General features: G+C 71.9%; 12 protein-coding genes and 1 pseudogene. 4 read left to right on the forward strand and 9 right to left on the reverse strand.

Going from position 1 to position 18,070, the window contains the following annotated elements; all coding sequences use genetic code 11:
* Both DN771_RS29065 and DN771_RS00010 read right to left on the reverse strand, forming a co-directional pair.
* A pseudogene (locus tag DN771_RS29065) lies at window positions 1-514 on the reverse strand (hypothetical protein); the annotation flags it as partial.
* Window positions 511-2,367, reverse strand: coding sequence for a serine/threonine protein kinase (locus DN771_RS00010; protein WP_116995290.1), 1,857 nt, complete (start codon window positions 2,365-2,367; stop codon window positions 511-513). The gene DN771_RS00010 and the pseudogene DN771_RS29065, both read right to left, overlap by 4 nt.
* 244 nt (window positions 2,368-2,611) lie before the next feature.
* On the opposite strand from DN771_RS00010, the gene DN771_RS00015 reads away from it, so the two are divergent.
* The 4 genes from DN771_RS00015 to DN771_RS00030 all read left to right on the forward strand — a co-directional run bounded on the left by DN771_RS00015 (window position 2,612) and on the right by DN771_RS00030 (window position 10,447).
* Window positions 2,612-5,125, forward strand: coding sequence for a hypothetical protein (locus DN771_RS00015; RefSeq protein ID WP_162941371.1), 2,514 nt, complete (start codon window positions 2,612-2,614; stop codon window positions 5,123-5,125).
* 23 nt (window positions 5,126-5,148) lie between these two features.
* On the forward strand, window positions 5,149-6,216 hold the full coding sequence (locus DN771_RS00020) for an AAA family ATPase (protein ID WP_116995292.1): 1,068 nt from the start codon (window positions 5,149-5,151) through the stop codon (window positions 6,214-6,216).
* 29 nt (window positions 6,217-6,245) lie between these two features.
* The gene (locus tag DN771_RS00025) at window positions 6,246-7,373 is read left to right on the forward strand and encodes a DUF58 domain-containing protein (protein ID WP_116995293.1); all 1,128 of its coding nucleotides are present in this window, start codon (window positions 6,246-6,248) and stop codon (window positions 7,371-7,373) included.
* Window positions 7,374-7,435: 62 nt separating this feature from the next.
* A complete protein-coding gene (locus tag DN771_RS00030) occupies window positions 7,436-10,447 on the forward strand; it encodes a protein kinase domain-containing protein (protein ID WP_162941372.1) in 3,012 nt (1,003 codons plus the stop codon).
* Window positions 10,448-10,486: 39 nt separating this feature from the next.
* Here DN771_RS00030 and DN771_RS00035 read toward each other — a convergent pair whose 3' ends face one another.
* The 7 genes from DN771_RS00035 to DN771_RS00065 form a co-directional block, all read right to left on the reverse strand.
* Window positions 10,487-11,524 (reverse strand): isopenicillin N synthase family dioxygenase, encoded by a 1,038-nt coding sequence (locus tag DN771_RS00035; RefSeq protein ID WP_205528339.1) that lies wholly within the window; start codon window positions 11,522-11,524, stop codon window positions 10,487-10,489.
* A gap of 20 nt (window positions 11,525-11,544) precedes the next feature.
* The gene (locus tag DN771_RS00040; protein ID WP_116995296.1) at window positions 11,545-12,435 is read right to left on the reverse strand and encodes an ABC transporter permease; all 891 of its coding nucleotides are present in this window, start codon (window positions 12,433-12,435) and stop codon (window positions 11,545-11,547) included.
* Window positions 12,420-13,514 (reverse strand): ABC transporter permease, encoded by a 1,095-nt coding sequence (locus DN771_RS00045; RefSeq protein WP_116995297.1) that lies wholly within the window; start codon window positions 13,512-13,514, stop codon window positions 12,420-12,422. Before DN771_RS00045 ends, DN771_RS00040 begins: the two co-directional genes overlap by 16 nt.
* Window positions 13,511-15,088 carry an ABC transporter ATP-binding protein gene (locus tag DN771_RS00050; protein WP_116995298.1) on the reverse strand — a complete coding sequence of 526 codons (1,578 nt, stop codon included), beginning with the start codon at window positions 15,086-15,088 and terminating at the stop codon, window positions 13,511-13,513. Before DN771_RS00050 ends, DN771_RS00045 begins: the two co-directional genes overlap by 4 nt.
* Window positions 15,085-16,116: a BMP family ABC transporter substrate-binding protein gene (locus DN771_RS00055; protein ID WP_162941373.1), complete on the reverse strand. Its 1,032-nt coding sequence runs from the start codon at window positions 16,114-16,116 to the stop codon at window positions 15,085-15,087. The genes DN771_RS00050 and DN771_RS00055 overlap by 4 nt, the downstream gene beginning before the upstream one ends.
* 149 nt (window positions 16,117-16,265) lie before the next feature.
* Window positions 16,266-17,327 carry a lysylphosphatidylglycerol synthase transmembrane domain-containing protein gene (locus DN771_RS00060; protein ID WP_116995300.1) on the reverse strand — a complete coding sequence of 354 codons (1,062 nt, stop codon included), beginning with the start codon at window positions 17,325-17,327 and terminating at the stop codon, window positions 16,266-16,268.
* Window positions 17,324-17,983 (reverse strand): phosphatase PAP2 family protein, encoded by a 660-nt coding sequence (locus tag DN771_RS00065; RefSeq protein ID WP_116995301.1) that lies wholly within the window; start codon window positions 17,981-17,983, stop codon window positions 17,324-17,326. The genes DN771_RS00060 and DN771_RS00065 overlap by 4 nt, the downstream gene beginning before the upstream one ends.
* Between the last annotated feature and the right edge of the window lie 87 nt (window positions 17,984-18,070).

The raw sequence follows: 18,070 nt of genomic DNA on the forward strand, positions 1-18,070 counted from the left end.
CCGGCGCCGCGGTGGTCGGCGCCGCGGTCGTGGCCGGCGGCGCCGCAGTGGTCGGTGCGGCGGTGGTCGGCGCGGCCGTCGTCACGGCCGGCGCCGGGACGGGGGCGGTGACCGTCGGGCCGCCGCTCGCAGCGGTGGTGGGTGCGCCCGATGTCGACTCCGTGGGAGTGGACGTCGGCGGCTCCGATGATCCCGTGACCTGGGACGACGGTGGGGCGTCGAGGAGCTCGATGCCGGAGAGCTCGAGCCGGTTCTTACCGACGATCGTGAACGTCAAGCGGTAGCGCTGGCCCTTGCCGTCGGCCGTACACGACAACGTCGTGCCCACGTCGGTCGAGGCCGGCTCGCTGCAGTCGATGTTCTCGAAGTCGACCTTGTACGCCTCGTAGACCTCGTCGCTGGCGATGAACGCGGCCGCATCCGTCGGGTAGCGGCTGGCCGGGGCCGCGCACGCCGACACGATTGCCGCCATCGTGCCGAGCGAGGAGAGCCAGATGGTTCGCCTGCCGTTCATGGGTACCTGATCGTCATCGTCGTGGTCGTGTTGTCGGAGAAGGCGATCGTGAGCACGTCGATCGAGCCGGACACCGGCTCGGCGTCGAACGACAGGATGAAGAAGTCACCGCCGGACACGAAACGGACCGTGCCCGGTGAGTTGAAGATCCGCAGGATCGTCGGCCGCTCCGGTGGCGGCTGGGTCGGCCCGGAGCCGGGCGGAGCCGGGGGCTGGACCCATTCGATCTGGTAGAGCGCGCTGCGGGCGGGCATACGCAGGGCGACGTCCATGACCTTCCACGCCGTGAGCTGACCGTTCTCGCTGCCCACCGTCATGCATCCGGGCTCGCCGACCGGACATCGCGAGTGGAGGATGAGGCCGCCCGTCGGATCGGTGAGCGCGGTGCACGCGCCCTCGATGCACTCGCTGAACGACGTCACCTTGCCCTCGACGTCCAGCTCGAAGTCCCGGAGCTCCACCTGGGTGCCGGATCCGACGTCGAGCCGGTAGCCGTTCTCGGTGGCCACGACCGGGCCGGACTCCTCGGCCGACGGGCCCAACAGGCGGGCCCATTCGGCGTAGAAGAACGCCGCCGAGTTGACCTGGGCGATCTCGGCGGGGTTGAACACGCGCGACTGGACGGCCAGGGCGTACCTCGACGGACCCGACGAGCCCTCGGCGACGGGCTCGCCGATCACGTCGCCGTACTGGTTCGTCGGCGCCGGTGGAGTCGTGGTGGTCGTCGTGGTCGGCGGCGTGGTGGTGGTGGTCGTGGTCGTCGTGGTGGTGGTGGTCGGCAGTTCGACGTCGCGGCCGATGGCCACGTCGACCGGCGGGTTGCGCCACCGGTCGGACACGAACCAGCCGACGGCGGCGAGGATCAACACGGCGACGGTGAGGAAGGTGACGATGGGCCAGCGGCGCCGCGGGGTGGCGTCGGGCGGTTCGAGCGACGGCGGCGGGAGGTCGGCACCCGGTGGGAGCGGGCGGGCGTAGGCCTGGGCCGAGTCCGACACTTGTGTGCGCAGGGCCTGGACGAACTCCGTGCACGTGGCGAACCGGTCCTCGGGCCGCTTCGCCAGCCCGCGACGGAACACGTCGTTCAGTCCGGGCGGCAGGGTCGAGCGGAACGCCGTGATGTCGGGCGGGACCTTCTGCAGGTGCGCCATGGCGAGCGAGGTCTCGTCGGGTTCGTCGGCGAACGGCGTCCGCCCGCAAAGGATCTCGAACGCACTCGCCGCGAACGAGTACACGTCGGTGCGCTCGTCGATCGCCTGGCCGGAGATCTGTTCCGGTGACGCGTACGAGAGCGTGCCGACGAACGTGCCGCTCTGCGGGCTGGGAGCGGGCGCCGCGCCGCCCGACTTGTCGGCGACCTTGGTGATCCCGAAGTCGACGAGAAACGCCGATCGCGGCGTCTCGGTCATCTTCACCATGATGTTGGCCGGCTTGATGTCGCGGTGGACGGCGCCGTGGCGGTGGGCGAAGTCGACGGCGCCGGCCGCCTGCGCCAGGAGGTCCAAGCCCTCGATGACGGGGAGACCCTCGCCGCCGGGCTGGCGCTCGACCAGCTCGGCGAGGCTGATCCCGGCGATGAACTCGGTGACGAAGAACAGCGAGCCGTCCACCTCGCCCCACGTGTACACCGTGACGATGTGCGGGTGGCCGTCGAGGGCGGCGGCGATCTGCGCTTCGCGGACGAACCGCTCCCGCACTCCGGGGTCGGCGGCATAGTCGTCGGTGAGCACCTTGAACGCCACGCGGCGCTGCAGGGACATGTCGGTCGCGGCGAAGACGGTGGTGGCGCGCCCGCGGTGGATCGTCTGATCCAGTCGGTAGTTGTTGACCATCTGGCCTGGCTGCAGCGTCATGTGAGTGTCCACCACCCCACTGTCGAAGCCGGCTGCAGGCACCCACACGCCGACGTGAAAGCGCCCTGGACTCTACCGGGAGCAGGTCGCCGACCGAGTGCGCCCTCGTCGCCGCCGGCGTGCGCCGCCGGGCCGCGCCGGCACCGTGACAGGGTCGCCTGGCAACGAAGTAGCATCGCGGCGATGGTCGGTGGAATCCATCATGGACGGCCCTGACGCCGCGTGAGACCGGTGTGAGTTCGGCGTGAGTGCGAGGCTGATCGGCTCGACCGGGCGGTCCAGCCTGGTGGCCCGGTGCGTCGTGCTCGTCGTCGTCCTGGCCCTCGGGTTCGCCGTCGAGCGGGCGATGGACTCGCCCGACCGTGTCGGCGCCGCCGAGTTCGACGGGCGCACCTGGCTCGATCTCCCGGCCGGCGACGGCAACGGCAAGCTCGTGCTGGCCAACGGCATCTCCGGGCTGGTCGAGGCCCAGGCAGGAGACCCCGATCCCGACGCCTGGCCGGTCGGCATGCGGTTTGCCGGATCGGACCGACGCTTCACCCTGCTGCAGGGCGACGGCGCGGTGGCGGTGCTCGGGGACGGCTCGCACGACGGTGCGCTGTTCGACGTGCCGGCCGACTCGACGAGTGTCCTCGGCGCCGCCGGCATCGTGACCGCCGGTGCCGACGGTGTCACCCTCCGGCGGCTGGTGCCGGACCGCTCGACCGGCGACATCGCCGCCGAGGTGGTGGCCGTCACCGGGGAGCCGGCCGCGTCGGCACCGGTCGTCGAGACCGACGGCGACACATGGGTCCTCGTCGGCTCCGACGCGTCGACGGCCGTGCGCATCGACACCCGCGGCCGCGCCGCCGATCGCGTCGAGGTCGCGGCCGGTGCGGTCGGCCTCCTCGTGATCGACGGGCGGGTGCACGTGCGCCGTGCCGGCGGGATCGATCCCGTGCGAGACGGATCGCCGCGTGGTGCCGCCGGCGTTGACGGCATCGCCCCCACCGTCGCCGACGCGACCGACGGAGCCTGGGCCACGGCATCAGGACGCACGGTGACCGTCGAGGTCGACGGGGACGGGACGACGTTCGAGGCACTGGATCCGATCCGCTCGCTCGCCGTGTGGCACGGCGCGGTGTGGGCGGTGGCGGGTCATGTCGTCGGGCGTCTGGAAGGCGACGAGTTGCGCGTCATCGAGGGCGTCGACGGTCCCTTCGAGGACGTCTTCACCGACGGAGGGCGGCTGTGGTTCGTGTCGGCCACCGAAGCGATCGCCATCGACCGCCGGCAACAGGCGACGGTGTTCGCCCTGCAGGGCCTCGACGTGCAGTACTGCGTCGACACGTGCACACCCGACGATCTCAACCAGCTGAGCGACGGCCGCTCCGACGCCGAGTCGGTCGACGATCCCGCCGACGGGTCCACCACGACGGTGGCCACCACGCCCGTCTCGATCCCGCAGATCACGACGACCACGCCGCCCACGACGCCGCCGCCGCCGCCACCACCACCACGGCCGCCGACCACGGCGGCACCGACGACCACGGCCACGACGCAGCCGCCGGTCACCGAGCCGGCGACGACGGCACGACCGACATCGCCACCGACCGCCGCCGCCGCTCCACGCCCCACCGAGCCGGCGCCCACGCAACCGCCGGCCACGGCACCTGCGATCACCGTCGCACCGACGACGTCGCTGCCGATCATCGCCGACACGATCGAGCCGATCGACCCCGGGCCGCCACAGACGACCCGCCCACCCGAGACGACCCGCCCGTCCGACACCACTCGCCCACTCGACACCAGCCCGCCACCCGTCACGGACTTGCCCGGTGACGTCGACCTCGTGCTGTCGTTCGCCGACGGCGGCGGCGACACGACCGCCACCGAGGTGACGATCAACTACGGGTGGGACGGCCGGCGCCGAGACTGTGCCGGTGCGCTGGGGAACAGCGCGTGGGCCGACGTCGACGTCGCCGGCGCCGCCGACGAATGGTGGGGCGGGATGCTCGGGCGCGGCGACGTGCACTCGGCGTCGGTCGCCGTCACCCCTGGGACATTGACCGTCACGCTCAGCGTCTGCGGGCGGCGCGCCACGATCACCCGGAACATCGTCGCCCCGCCGCAGACCCCACAGCTCACCGGGCTCCTCGTGACGCCCGAGGCAGTCGCCCCCGGTGATCCGTTCACGGCCACCGTCAACTACAGCTACGGCGACACCTGGCAGGCCACCGGTGCGTCGTGGACCGGTGGTCCGTGTGGAGCGGAGGCACCGCTGTCGGGCTCTCTCGAGGCGATGTCGTCCTCGGTCACCGTCCCGACGTCGATCGAAGGGACCTACTGCGTCAGCGTCATCGTGACGTTCCGTTCGACGAGTGGGGAGGAGCTGTCACCCGGCGACGCCGCCAGCGTCGACGTCACCGGTGCGACCACGCCCGCCACCTCGACCAGCACCACGACGACGACACCCGGCGGATCGACGACCACGTCGTCGTCCACCACCTCGACGGTCACCACCAGCACCACGTCGACGACATCCACGACGACCTCGTCGACGACATCCACGACGTCCACCGTTCCGGGCGCGACGACCACGAGCACATCGACCACGAGCACGTCGACCACCAGCACGTCGACCACCAGCACGACCCGTCCGCCGGGATCGACCTCGTCGACGTCCTCGACGACCTCCTCGACGTCGACGAGTTCCACCTCCACGACGACCACGACCTCGACGTCCACCTCCACCTCCACCGTGGCCCCGCCCCGGTAGCCGACCCACACCCGAGGCGCCCGATGCCCGACGATCACACCACGACCTTCGATCCCGGGGCCACCCGCCTGACCGGCGCCCTGGCCGCGTCCGGCGGGCGATCGCGGGTCATCCATGGCGCCATCACGCTGTCCGACGCCGACGTCACGTGGTTCGGTGAGACGTTCCGGCGCCTGCTCACCAACGTCGCTCGGCGCGTGCAGGGCAAGGACGACCAGATCGGCTATGCGCTCGTCGCCCTCGTCTCCGAGGGCCACCTGCTGCTCGAGGACGTGCCCGGCGTCGGCAAGACCAGCCTCGCCCGGTCGATCGCCGAGTCGGTCTCGGGCACGTGGAACCGCGTGCAGTTCACCCCCGACCTCCTGCCGTCGGACATCACGGGAGTGTCGATCTTCAACCAGGCGAGCCGCGACTTCGAGTTCCGGCCCGGTCCGATCTTCTCCAACGTCGTCATCGGTGACGAGATCAACCGCACCTCACCGAAGACGCAGTCGGCCCTGCTCGAGGTGATGGAGGAACGCAGCGTCACCGTCGACGGCGTCACCCACGCCGTCCCGCGGCCGTTCGTCGTGGTCGCCACCCAGAACCCCGTCGACATGGACGCCGGCACGTACGCGTTGCCCGAAGCCCAGCTCGATCGCTTCCTGCTCAAGATGGCCATGGGCTATCCCGACGCCGTCGCCGAGGCGGCGATCGTCAGCGGTCGCCACGGGGGTCCGCCCGGACCGCTCGACGCCGTCGTCGGTCTCGCCGACGTCGACCGCATGATCCGAATCAGCTCGCTCGTGCGCACCGACCCGCAGGTGGTGCAGTACGTCGTGGCGCTCGTCCAGGCCACCCGGCAGAACGCCGACGTGCGCCTCGGCGCCAGTCCACGAGGGACCATCGGGTTGCTGCGCGCGGCGCAGACCCTCGCCGCGGCCGAAGGTCGAGCATTCGTGACCGCCGACGACATCAAGCGCCTCGCCGTTCCCGTCCTGTCCCACCGGCTCGTCATCGCCCCCAACGCCCAGCTCCGTGGCATCACCGCCGAGCGGGTGATCGTCGATCTCCTCACCCGGCTCGCCGTGCCCGGTGGCGTGGTCGACTGAGGTAGCGAACGGACGCTGAGGTCCCTTCGATGCGACTCACCACCCTTGGCCGAGGATTCCTCGGTGGTGGGCTCGTGCTCGTTGCGGCCGGAGCTCTGCTCGGCGTCCCGGTCGTGGTGACCGTCGGCGTGTTCATGCTCGCCCTCGTCGGGGGTGCGGCGGTCCTCGTCGCCGAGGTACCCGACGTCAGCGTGGCGCGCGCCGCCATCCCCACCGAAGTGGACCGCGGTGGCCCGGCCGAGATCCGCCTGCGATTCCGTTCGGTGTCCACCCGACGGCCTCGGCCGCTCACCGTCATCGAGACGGTCGACGGCCAACAGCGCCTGGCCACCATCGGGCCGATCCCCGCGCAGGGGACGGACGAGCTCGCTTACGCGGTGCCCACCGGTCGCCGCGGGGTCGTCAGGGCCGGCCCGCTCGTCGTGCGCCGCTCCGACCCCTTCGGGCTGGTGACCGCCGACCGGCGATTCACCAGCACGTGCACCGTCAGCGTGCGGCCGCGCCACTACGCGCTGCGCATGTTGCCGTCGGGGCGCCAGCGCGACCTCGAGGGCCCGACCCGCGAGCGCTCCGAAGGCACGGCGAGCTTCCACCAGCTGCGCGAGTACGCACCCGGTGACGACCTGCGTCGGGTCCACTGGCGCAGCACGGCGCGGACGGGCCAGCTGCTCGTCAAGGAGATGATCGACACGACCCGGCCCGAACTGCTCGTCGTGCTCGACAACCGCACATCGGCGATCTCGGCCGACGACTTCGAGCACGCCGTCGACATCGCCGCGTCGATCGTCCGCGCCGCGGAGAACGAAGACTTCCCGACGACGCTGATGTTCGCCGACGGGGCGGGTGACATCGATCTCGACGGCCAACCCATCCCGGCGGTCGATCGGCTCACGTCGGTGCGCCTGGGTGACGCCGACTCGCTCGCCCAGCTCGCCGACGTCATCGTCTCGCGCGGGCGCAGCCTGGTGTTCGTCACCGGCGAACCGTCAGGCACCGACCTGATGACGCTCGCCAAGCTGGCCGTCGGCTTCTCGCCGGCGTATCTCGTCTCCGTCGTCGCCGAGCGGCATGACCCGGTCGTCGCCCCACGTGGGATGCGGGCCATCGCGTGTGCCGACCCGGAGGAGTTCGTGCACCTCTGGACGTCGCTGTCGTGACAGCGGTCCACAGGCGGGAACGGCGGCGCCGTCGCGGCGCGAGCGTCGACGAGCCGTCCACTGTGCGTCGTCCGCTCCACCGAGCAGCCGGCCCCGTGCTGCTCGCGGCGTGTAGCGGGCTCGCGCTGTGGCGGGCCTTCGTCCCCGGCGACCTGGTGCTCGGCCTGAGCACCGGCGTGCTGGCGGGCACGCTCGCCGGGTGGCTCGCCGCCCGGCCGTTCGCCGGTGCGGTCGGTGGCTCGGCGCGGGTCGTCGTGGCCCTCACCGCGCTCGCTGCCGGTCTCGTCGTCGTCACCGGCGACGTGCGGTCACTGGCGGACGTGCCGACACAGTTCGCGACGTTCCTCAGCATCGGGCTCCCCGCCGACGGGCTCGAGGACCTGGCGGTCGTTCCCTACGTGGTGACGTCGACGACCGTCGCCCTCGCCGCCTGGGCGGCGCTGGGCGCGCGATTGCTGACCGCGGTACTCGTCGCCGGCGCCGGTCTCCTCGCCGCGTCGCTCCTCGCCGGTCCCGCCGGCGTGCCGCCCGCCGTCGCCGGAGCGTTCTGCGTCGTGCTCGCCGCCTGCTTGATGGGCGTGTCCCGGGTCGACTACTCCGAGCTCGAGCGACTCACCGGTCCGTCGACGGCCAGTCGCCGCAGCATCCAGTGGTGGCGGCCCGCCGTGGTCGCGCTCCCCGCGGCCGCGGTGGCTGCGGCAGCACTGGTGATCCCCACTCCGGAGACCTTCGACGTACGCCGCTTCGTCGCCAGCGATCTCGTCGTGGCGGCCGACGAGAACCCGCTTGCCGTCGCCGCCCGCCTCGTCGCCGACCCGCCTCGTGACGCCGGCGATCCGGACGTGCGGGTGAGCGTCGATGGCCCGAGTCCCGGCCGGATGCGCCTCGCCGTGCTCGACGACTACGCGCCGGAGGGTTGGCATCAGCTGGCCGAGTACGCCCTGACCGGCACCCACCTCGCCGCCAGTGCCGTGGGCGATTCCCATCGGGAGTCGTCGCGGGAGACGACACGTGTCGAGGTCACCGATCTCAACGGCCGCTCGGGACTCGTGGCCCTTCCGACGGCGGGCACGCCGCTGGAGGTCGTCGATGCCACCGGGCTCCGGTACGCCCCGGACGCCGGACTGCTCCTGCCGGTCGGTGACGGCCCGCCCGGCGACGTCGTCTATCTCGCCGCGCCCGACGAGACCCGTCCCGAGGGTCCTGGACGGCCACCGTCGGGACTCCCTCGGGCGATCGCCACATGTCCATCATCGGAACTGATCCGTGGGATCGCCCAACAGTTGACCGCCGACGTCGACGATCCGCTTCGACGGCTCGCCGCGATCGAGGTGTGGCTCAAGTACCAGCGTCTCTACGTGGCCGAAGGTTCCGGCGGTCAGACCCTGGCGAGCGTCGAGCGGTTCCTCGGCCAGGACTTCGCGGTGGGCAACCTCGAGGTGTTCGTCACCGCGTATGCGTTGCTCGCCCGCTGCGCCGGGGTGCCGGTGCGCGTCGTGGTCGGCTATCCGTCGCCACCGGGCGACGGCGACACCGTGTTCGCCGCCGCCGACGTCACGGCGTGGGTCGAGACACCGATCGCCGGCGTGGGCTGGATCCCCGTCGATCCCGTGCCGACGCCGATCGAGCAGGATCGCATCCGCGAGCAGATCGCCGCGCGACCGGACCCAGACCCCGACGAGGTCCCCCCGGAGGCGACCACGACGACGGTGCCGTTGCAGGCGCCGCGCCCGCCGGAGTCGAGCGACTGGGGCCGGACCGCACTGCTGGTCCTGGTCGTCACCCTCGGGATCGTCGCGGCCGTCGCGACGTGGTCGTTCGCGATCCGCCGGCGAACGATCGCCCGCCGCTCGCGCGCCGCCGATCCGGCCCTCGCTGCCCTCCTCGCCTGGACGACGCTGCTCGAGCGTTTTCACGACAACCGCCAGGGCATCGGTGCCCACCTGACCGCCAGTGAGGCCGCCCGCTCGACGGCCGGGCGCGTGCCGGCGCCGGTGACCCGGATGTTGGGCGAGTTGGCCACCGTGGTCGATCGGGCCCGCTTCGACGGGGACCGCGCCACCGACGAGGACGCGGCACTGGCCTGGGCGTTGACCGACGCCTCGCTGGCCCGGCTCCCCGAGGGTTGGCTCGTGTGGTCGGCGCCGATGCGCAACCCGCGGCGCGCGCTCGCCCGCCTGCGGCTCACCAAGCGTGTGCCGCGTCGCCACCGTCGGTGGAACGGGGAGGTGCCGGCGAGCGCCGCGGTGCTCGAGACGGGCGACCGGCCCGAGATCGACGGGTACGAGGTCGTCGCCCGCACCGGTGTCGGATCGACGGCTGCCGTGTACCGGGCGACAGAGGCCAGCAGCGGGCGGGCGGTCGCCGTCAAGGTCTTCCACGTCGATCCGGCCGGCCGTGGGTTCGACCAGCAGCGGTTCCTGTGGGAGGCGCGGGTGGCCGAGACCGTCTCGGGCCAGCCCAACCTGCCCGAGGTGCTCCGGTCGGGCTTCACGATCGACGGCCGCCCCTACGTCGTGACGAAGTTCTACGAGCGGGGCACGCTTGCCCGGCGGGTGCGGATCAGCGGTGCGCTGACGGTGCCGCAGGTGAATGCCGCCGCCCGCCAGCTCGCCCAGGCGCTGCACACGCTTCACCAGAGCGGCGTGCTGCACGGCGACGTCCGGCCCGAGAACGTCTTCATCGACGACGACGACTCGCTCGTGCTCGGTGACCTGGGCGCCGGATGGCTGCGCGCTGCGGGCGGACCGGCGACGATGCTGACGCCGGCCTACGCCGCGCCGGAGGTGTGGCTGGGTCACGCACCGACCGTGCGGTCCGACATCTACTCGCTCGGGTTGACGTTGATGTTCGCGGCGACGGGTCGGCCGCCCTTCCCGGGGACGACGCCGTCGGTCGACGACGTGACCGCCGCCTTCGAGTCGGACGTCGCCGTTCCCCTCCTCGAGATCGATCCGCGGCGCCGACCGCGGTCGGCGGCCGACGTCGCCGAGCGGTTCGGCGCCGTGACCACCCGCCATCGCGTCGACGCCGGGTTCACCCTCCCGCCGCCGTCGTGGACCATCCGATCGTGAGGTCCCCGAGATAGTGCCTGGCACTATCTCGGGGACGCGTCATCCCGCGGCGGCGCGGTTGTGCTCGTCGAGGAGGCTGTTGCGGTAGCTGTGGGTGCCGTCGAAGCGGGCGAGGAGGTACGGGCCACTCACGAGCGGTTCGTGGCGGCTCGTCCCGTCGGGGTCGAGGCACGTCGGCAACGTCTCGATGCGCAGGTGGAACGGCGGCGTGACGAACAGCGGCACCGAGTAGCGGTCCTGGTTCGGTGGGTTCACGACGCGGTGCGGGTTCGACACCCAGCGATCGTTGGTCCAGATCGACATCAGGTCGCCGAGGTTGACGACGAGGTGGCCGTCGGGAACGAGGACGTCGACCCACTCGCCCGAGCGCTGCCGCACCTGCAGGCCGCCCACACCGTCATCGGCGAGCACGGTCAAGGTGCCGTAGTCGGTGTGGGCGCCGCAACCGAGCTGGCCCGGCTCCGGCGTCAGCCGATCCATCGGCGGGTAGTGGATCATCCGCAGGTGGTACATCGTCTCGCCGGGCTGCGACTCGAAGAACTCGGGGTCGAGGCCGAGGGCCATGGCGAGCCCGCGCTGCATGCGCAGCGCCGTCTCGACGACCGCTTCGCGGTACGCCGACCACGCCTCCCGGAACCCGGGCAGGTCGGGGAGCTGGTTGGGTCCGTGGAGCGGCGTGCCGGCGAGCACCTCAGGGTGGTCGGGACCGTGCTCGGTGCCCGTGTCGATCGTCTCTTTCATGTCGCCGGCGAGCACCTCGCCGACGGCGTCCTCGTCGCCCCCGAGGGCGCCCTCCAAGGTCTCGGTGGCGAAGCCCACGTACCCGCGATGGTAGGCGCTCTTGCCGATGGCGATGCGCTCCTTCTCCTCGGCCGGAAGGGCGAAGAACGTCCGCATCTGATCGAACAGGGCGTTCTTGACCTCGTCGGTGAGGCCGTGCCCGGTCACCGTCACGAACCCGACGTCGCGCAGGGCGGCGTCGATCTGCTCGGCGACGGCGAGGGCCTCGTCGGACGGCAACGGTCGGCCGGTGGCGAACGACGACAGATCGATGGTGGGGATGGTGGTGGTCGGCACGGTCACTCTCCTGGTGTCCATCATGCTCCGCGGACGAACGGTGTGCCCAAGGCGCTGGGCGTGCGGCTGTCCCTCGCCCGGACGACCATGGCGAGCAGCGTCACGACGTACGGCAGGGCGAGGAAGACCTCGTAGGGAATCGCCGTGCTCGTGCCCTGGAGGCGCAGCTGGACGGCGTCGCAGAGCCCGAACAGCGCGGCGCCGGCGAGACAGACGCTCGGTCGCCAGCGGGCGAAGACGACCAACGCGAGGGCGACCCAGCCGCGGCCCGCGGTGACGTTCTGGATGAACAGGCCGAGCGGCCCGCACACCAGCACGGCGCCGCCGAGGCCGACGAGGGCGTTGCCCGTCACGACGGCGACGGCGCGGATGCGGTTGACCCCGTAACCGAGGGCGTCGACGGCGTGCGGGGCCTCGCCGGCCGATGTGAGGGCCAGGCCCCACGATGTGCGTTCGAGCACAAACCACGCCGCGGCGAAGACGGCGAGCACGACGAGGGCGAGCAGCCAGATCGAGATGCGCTGGATGCGCGGCGGGCTGGCGCCGATGTCGTAGGACTGCTGGAAGATGAACGTCGTCAGGGAGGTGGCCAGCAGCGTGAACGCCAGCCCGGTGACGATCTGATTGGACCGCAGCACCAAGATGCCGAAGGCCAGCACGACTCCGCACAGGAGGCCGGCGCCGACACCGGCGAGCAGGCCGAGCCAGGTGTACCCGGTGCCCTCGGCCACGAGGTAGGCGGCCAGCGCGCCGCTCAGCATCGTTCCCTCGACGCCGAGATTGAGCACCCCCGAGCGTTCCGCCGTGAGCGCCCCGAGCGCCGCCAGCGCAACCGGGAGGGCGAGACGAAGCCCGGCGGTCAGCGTGGCGAGGGCGAAGACCTTGTCCATCCCGCTCAGCCCTTCGCCCACCGACCGACGGCACCGTCGCCGAGGACGACGAACAGCACGATGAGGGCCTGCACGATGCCGACGAGCGACGCCGGAAGGCCGAAGTCCCGCTCGGCGCCCTCGAAGCCGATCGTCAGCGCCGACAGGAGGAGAGCGGCGGCCGCCACGCCGAGCGGGCGCATGCGGCCGAGCACGGCGACCACGATCGCCGTGAAGCCGTAGCCGACGCTGCTGCTGGCGTTCAGCCGGCCGCTGACGCCCGCCACCTGCACGATCCCGGCGAGGCCGGCCATCGCGCCGCACACGAGCAGCACGGCGTACACCAGCCGCCGTCTCGGCATCTCCTGCGCGTCGAGGACGTCGGGATTGTGGCCGTGGATGTCGACGAGGTAGCCCCACCGTGTCCTGGCCATGAGCACGGCGGCCACGACGACCGCGCCCGCCGCGATGAGCACACCGGCGTGGGTGTCCAGCCCGGGGACGTCGGCGAGGGTGGCGCCACCGACCTCGCGGCTCTGGGGCACGAACCCGTCGGGGTCGCGGATGCCGACGCGGATCGCCCAGGCCAGGATCGACGAGCCGACGTAGTTCAGCAGCAGGCTCGAGATCACGACGCTGGTGCCGAAGCGGTCGAGGAGCCAGCCGCTGAGCCCGCTCCACACCGCGCCGCAGGCTGCGCCGACCCCGGCCCCCACGACGACGAGCAACGGTCCCGGACCGCCCGAGATCGCCGGCGCGGTGACCACGGCGACCGCCGCCGTGGCGCCGACGAGGTACTGGCCCTCGGCCCCGATCGTGAACACCTTGGCGCGGTAGGCGATCGCCAGCCCGAGCCCGATCAGCACGAGCGGCGTGGCTTCGATCAGGGTGTCGCGCCAGCCGAATCGGCCCGTGGCGACGGTGTCCCAGACGCTGCGGTACACGTCGAGCGGTGGGGCATCCTCGATCATGATCAACAGAGCGCCGACGGCCAGGGCCAGCACGACGGCCGCCGCCGGCACGACGAGCCGGGCGAGGCGGGCTGTCGACGACGTTCCTCCGCTGCCGAGCGTCCAGCGCAGACGCCGGCCGAGGGTGTCGTCGACGACCGTGGTGCTCACGCCGGCAGCCCGTCGATCGGCACCTCGTCGATCGGCTCCCGGCCGACCGCCTTGCCGACGTGTGCCCGGTCGACATGTGCCTGGTCGACGCGTACCCCGCCGGCCATCGCATGCCCGATGGCATGCCGGTCGTAGGGCGGAACGAACGTGTGTGGGGCGTACCCGGTGCACAGCACGACCAACCGATCGGCGACCGCGGTGAGCTCGTCGAGCTCTGCGCCGATCCACACCACGGCCGCGCCGGCGTCGGCGGCGGTGACGACCCGTTCGGCCACCGTGCCCGCCGCCCCGGGATCGAGCCCTCGGGTCGGGTGGCCGGCGATGACGACGGCGGGGGGATGCTCGAGCTCCCGGGCGAGGACGAGCTTCTGCGCGTTGCCACCCGACAACGAGCCGGCGCGTGCGGCCCGTTCGCCGCGCACGTCCCAGGCCTCGAGGCGTGGGCCGGCGGCGGAGATGCGCCGGGAGGCGCGGCGACGCCACCAGCGTGTCCGCCCGAGGTCGAGGTTGTCGGCCACCGAGAGCTCCCTCACGACCGCATGGCGATAGCGATCGGCCGCGATGTACGCCACCCCCTCGTCGATCCGGCGGCGCGGCGACCCGATCGGAATCGGCTCGCCGTCGATCTCCGCGGTTCCGCTCACCGGCGCGACGCGCCCGGCCAGGATGGCCTCGAGCTCCGTCTGACCGTTGCCGTCCACGCCGGCGATTCCGACCACCTCCCCGGCGCGGACACTCAGATCGATGGGGTCGAGCCGTCCGGCCGCGACCGCCGACAGGCGGATCCGTTCCACGCCGATCCGGCGGACCCGGCCGGTGCCGGTGCTGTGCGGTATGAGCTCGTCGCCCACCATCGCCCGCACGAGGGACCGTCGATCGTGGGCGGCGACCGGCTCGCCGGCGACCACCACACGACCGCGACGAAGCACCGTCACACGGTCGGCGCCGGCCAGCACCTCCCGCAACCGGTGGCTGATCATCACGACGGACCGGCCCTCGTCGGCGAGCGACCGGCACACCTCGAGGAGGCGGTCGGCCTCCTGATCCGTGAGCACGGCCGTGGGCTCGTCGAGGACCAGGACCCGAGGGTCGTGGTCGAGCGCTCGCACCACCTCCAAGCGCTGCTGTTCACCGACCGACAACGCCGCGGCCGGGATGTCGGGCCGGACGGGTAGCCCGTACTTCTCGGTGAGCGCCATCAGCCGCTCGACCGCCTTGGCCCTCGATGGCAGCCGCCAGTCCGTCGGCCGGGCGAGGACGAGGTTCTCGGCCGCGGTCAACCGTCCCACGAGCGTGAAGTGCTGCTGGACGAGCGCGACGCCGCGATCGATCATCGATCGCGGCGTCGCGTGCTCGACCACCGTGCCGTCGATGCGCACCTCACCGGTGTCGGCCGAGTCGAGACCGGCGAGGATCCGCATCAACGTGGTCTTGCCGGCGCCGTTCTCCCCGAGGAGCGCGTGGATCTCACCGCGGGCGATCTCGATGTCGACGTCGGCGAGCGCGATGGTCGACCCGAACCGCCGGCCCACGCCGGACATCGCAACGGCCGCGATGGCCGCGTCGCCGGTCACCCCGCTTCGGGCACGTACGGCACCTCGAAGTCACCGCTCTCGATCTGCGCCAGGGTGTCCTCGAACTGTGCCATCACGTCCTCGGGGATGTCGCCTTCGCGGTCCGGGTTGATCGCCACCGTCATGCCACCATCGGCGAGCGAGACGTCGTAGTACTGCGCCTCGGTGGCGCCGGCGGCGACGTCGGCGACGATCAGGCCGAACGTCGCGTCGAGGTTCCACACCGTCGACGACAGGACCGACTCGCCGAGCGCCGACATGTCCCCGACGTATCCCGTCGACACGCCGCCGATCTCGTTGGCGACGTCGATCTGGCCGAAGGTCGGCGCCTGGCCGCACCCGATGAACATGTTGGCGCCGTCGTCGGCCTGGCTCTGGGCTGCCTCCTGGGCGAGCTGCACGTCGTACCAGTCACCCACCGCGACGAAGCTGCCCTCGATGTCGGGGTTCACCGCTTGCGCACCGGCCAGGTACGCCTGGTACATCGCTTGGCACACCGGGATGTCGAAGCCGCCGGCCCCGCCGACCTTGCCCTCGCCCATCACGCCGGCGGCGAGAATGCCCTGCAGGTACGACGCCTGATAGAAGGGTTGGGCGTAGTCGCCGACGTTGCCGTCGACGTCGCCGAAGCCTCCGGCGTAGACGAAGATCGTGTCGGGATAGTCGGCGGCGATCGCCTTGACGTCCTCGCCGAAGTCGAACGAGTGGGCGATGATCGGGTTGAAGCCGTCCTCGGCCAGCGCCCGGATCGCCCGCTCTCCCTCGGCGCCGGGGACGACGTTCTCCTGGAGCGCCAGATCGGAGATGATCCCCTCGTCGAGCATCGTGTTGGCGGCGTCGTACGCCGCCTGGCCCCACGAGCCGTCCTGCCACTCGGCGGAGTAGACGATCGCCATGCTTGGCGCCGAGGCGTTACCGGCGTCCTCGGAAACCGGTTCGGTGGTGGCCGTTGCCGCACCGGCGGCGAACGTGCAGACGGCAGCGCCGGCGATGCCGGCGGTGAGGACGTGGGAGCGGGTTCGGGCCATTCGTGTCTCTCCTGGTGTGCAGGCGAGGCGATGCGTCCCGCCGGCGTCAGTATGTGCTCGCATCGTGACACGAAATGTCACCGGAGTGTGACGAGCATGTTTCGGCGCATCGGTGCCGGTGCTCTCGGTCGCCCTTGGTGACGCCTCGTTCACCCGTCGGTGACGGCGAGGAAGCCCTCACGCTCGGCCCGGACGAGATCGAGCTCGGCGCGCGTCCGGCGGAGGAGGAACCCGAGCACGATGCCGGGCATCAGCGGGATCCAGAAGGCGAACACTCGGTGGGCAACGACCGCGACGAGGGCATGTTCGATCGGCACGCCGACCATCTGGAGCGCGAACGTCAGCGTGGCGTCCATGCCTCCGGTCGCGATGAACGGGATCGGGATGGCGGCGGCCAGGTAGCCGATGACATACACCAACGCCAGGGCGGCGATGCTCGGCCCGCGCCCGAAGGCATGGACCGCGCCCCAGAGGCTGGCGACGTCGCCGAGCCAGTAGAGCGCCGCCCAGCCGAGCGCGGGGCGCCCCTCGCGGCTCTCGGCGGCCCGCCGCGCCCACCAGGCTGCCGCCACGCCCGTCGAGAGGGCTCGGCGGATCCGGCCGCCTTCGGGTGTGGCCCACGCCTGGACGCGTCGGGCATCGGTGAACCACCAGGCCGCCACCCAGAGGATCGGCAGGATCGCCAACCACGGCACGGTGGCGCCGAGCGGGGCCGCGCCGCTCACGATCGCGTACAGCGCGGCGGCCCAGGCGAGGATCGAGAACGCCAGGTACACGACCGTGTTCAGACCGAGCAGGCGCACCACGGTCTCGCGGCGGCTGATGCCGAGCCGCCGGAACGCCCAGTAGTTGACGGCCAACCCGGCTGCCCCGCCGGCCGCCACGATCTGCGAGAGGGCGAAGCTGGTGAGCACGACCCGCAGCGCCAGGCGCGGCGGGACGACGGGCCCGTTCTCGAAGGCGAGCGACCGCCGCACGACCCCCGAGTAGCCGCCGAAGACGACGATCTGACCGACGGCGCAGATCGACAGCCAGCGCCAGTCACCCTCGCGCAGGGTGTCCTGCAGGTCGGAGAAACCCGTCGCCCGGCCGATGAAGAACACCATCACCGCCAGCACGACGAGCGCCAGCACGATGCCGGCGAGGAGCCGCAACGCCGAGACCTTCGGGTCGCTCGTCTCGTTCGGCTCGCGCTCGTCGGCCGCCGTCATCGGGTGATCCTTCGCGCTACCGATCCGAGCACGGCACCGGCGGCCACGTCGGCGATGTAGTGGTTGCCGGTTGCGATCACGATCGCTGCGACGGCCCCGGGATACGACGTCCACGCCAGCCGGCGCAACGGTGAGGCAGCCCGACCGGCGAGCCCGAGGCCGGTGACCATCGAGAACGCCACGTGGTAGCTCGGCATCGCGGCGATCGGGTTGAACCAGCGCACCAGGCCCGGCCGCTCGATGTCGATGCCGTGTTCGAGCAGGGTGTCGATGAAGCCATCGACCTTGCGGGGCGGTGCGGCCGGGAACGCGGCGAACACGGGGATGGCGGCTGCCCAGGCGACGACCACGGCCCGCCGCTCGCGGGCGTAGGCCGCGTCACCCCGCCGGAACAACAGGAAGAGCCACCCGATGCTGAGTGTGACGTTGGCTGCCGCGTAGCCGACGTTGAGCACGTGGGCGAAGCGCGGCCATCGCCCGGCGGCCGCCTGGACGCGCTGCTCCACGAACACCCCGGCCCGCTTCTCGGCGTCGATCAGCCGAGCGCTGTTGCGCTGGGCCCGGGCCCGGCCGGCGTCGTTCCACACCCGGCGCCGGGCGGCGAGATACGCCGCGTAGCCGCCGATGCCGATGGCGAACTCGCGACGCGCCGTCATCGCGTCCCGGAGCGCGGGGTCTCGCCGGGTGTGCCGGCGACCGGGCGGAGCGGGTGAACTGCGGTCGATTCGTCGGTGACGCACCTC

It is taken from the genome of Desertimonas flava (assembly GCF_003426815.1).
GTDB lineage: Bacteria > Actinomycetota > Acidimicrobiia > Acidimicrobiales > Ilumatobacteraceae > Desertimonas > Desertimonas flava.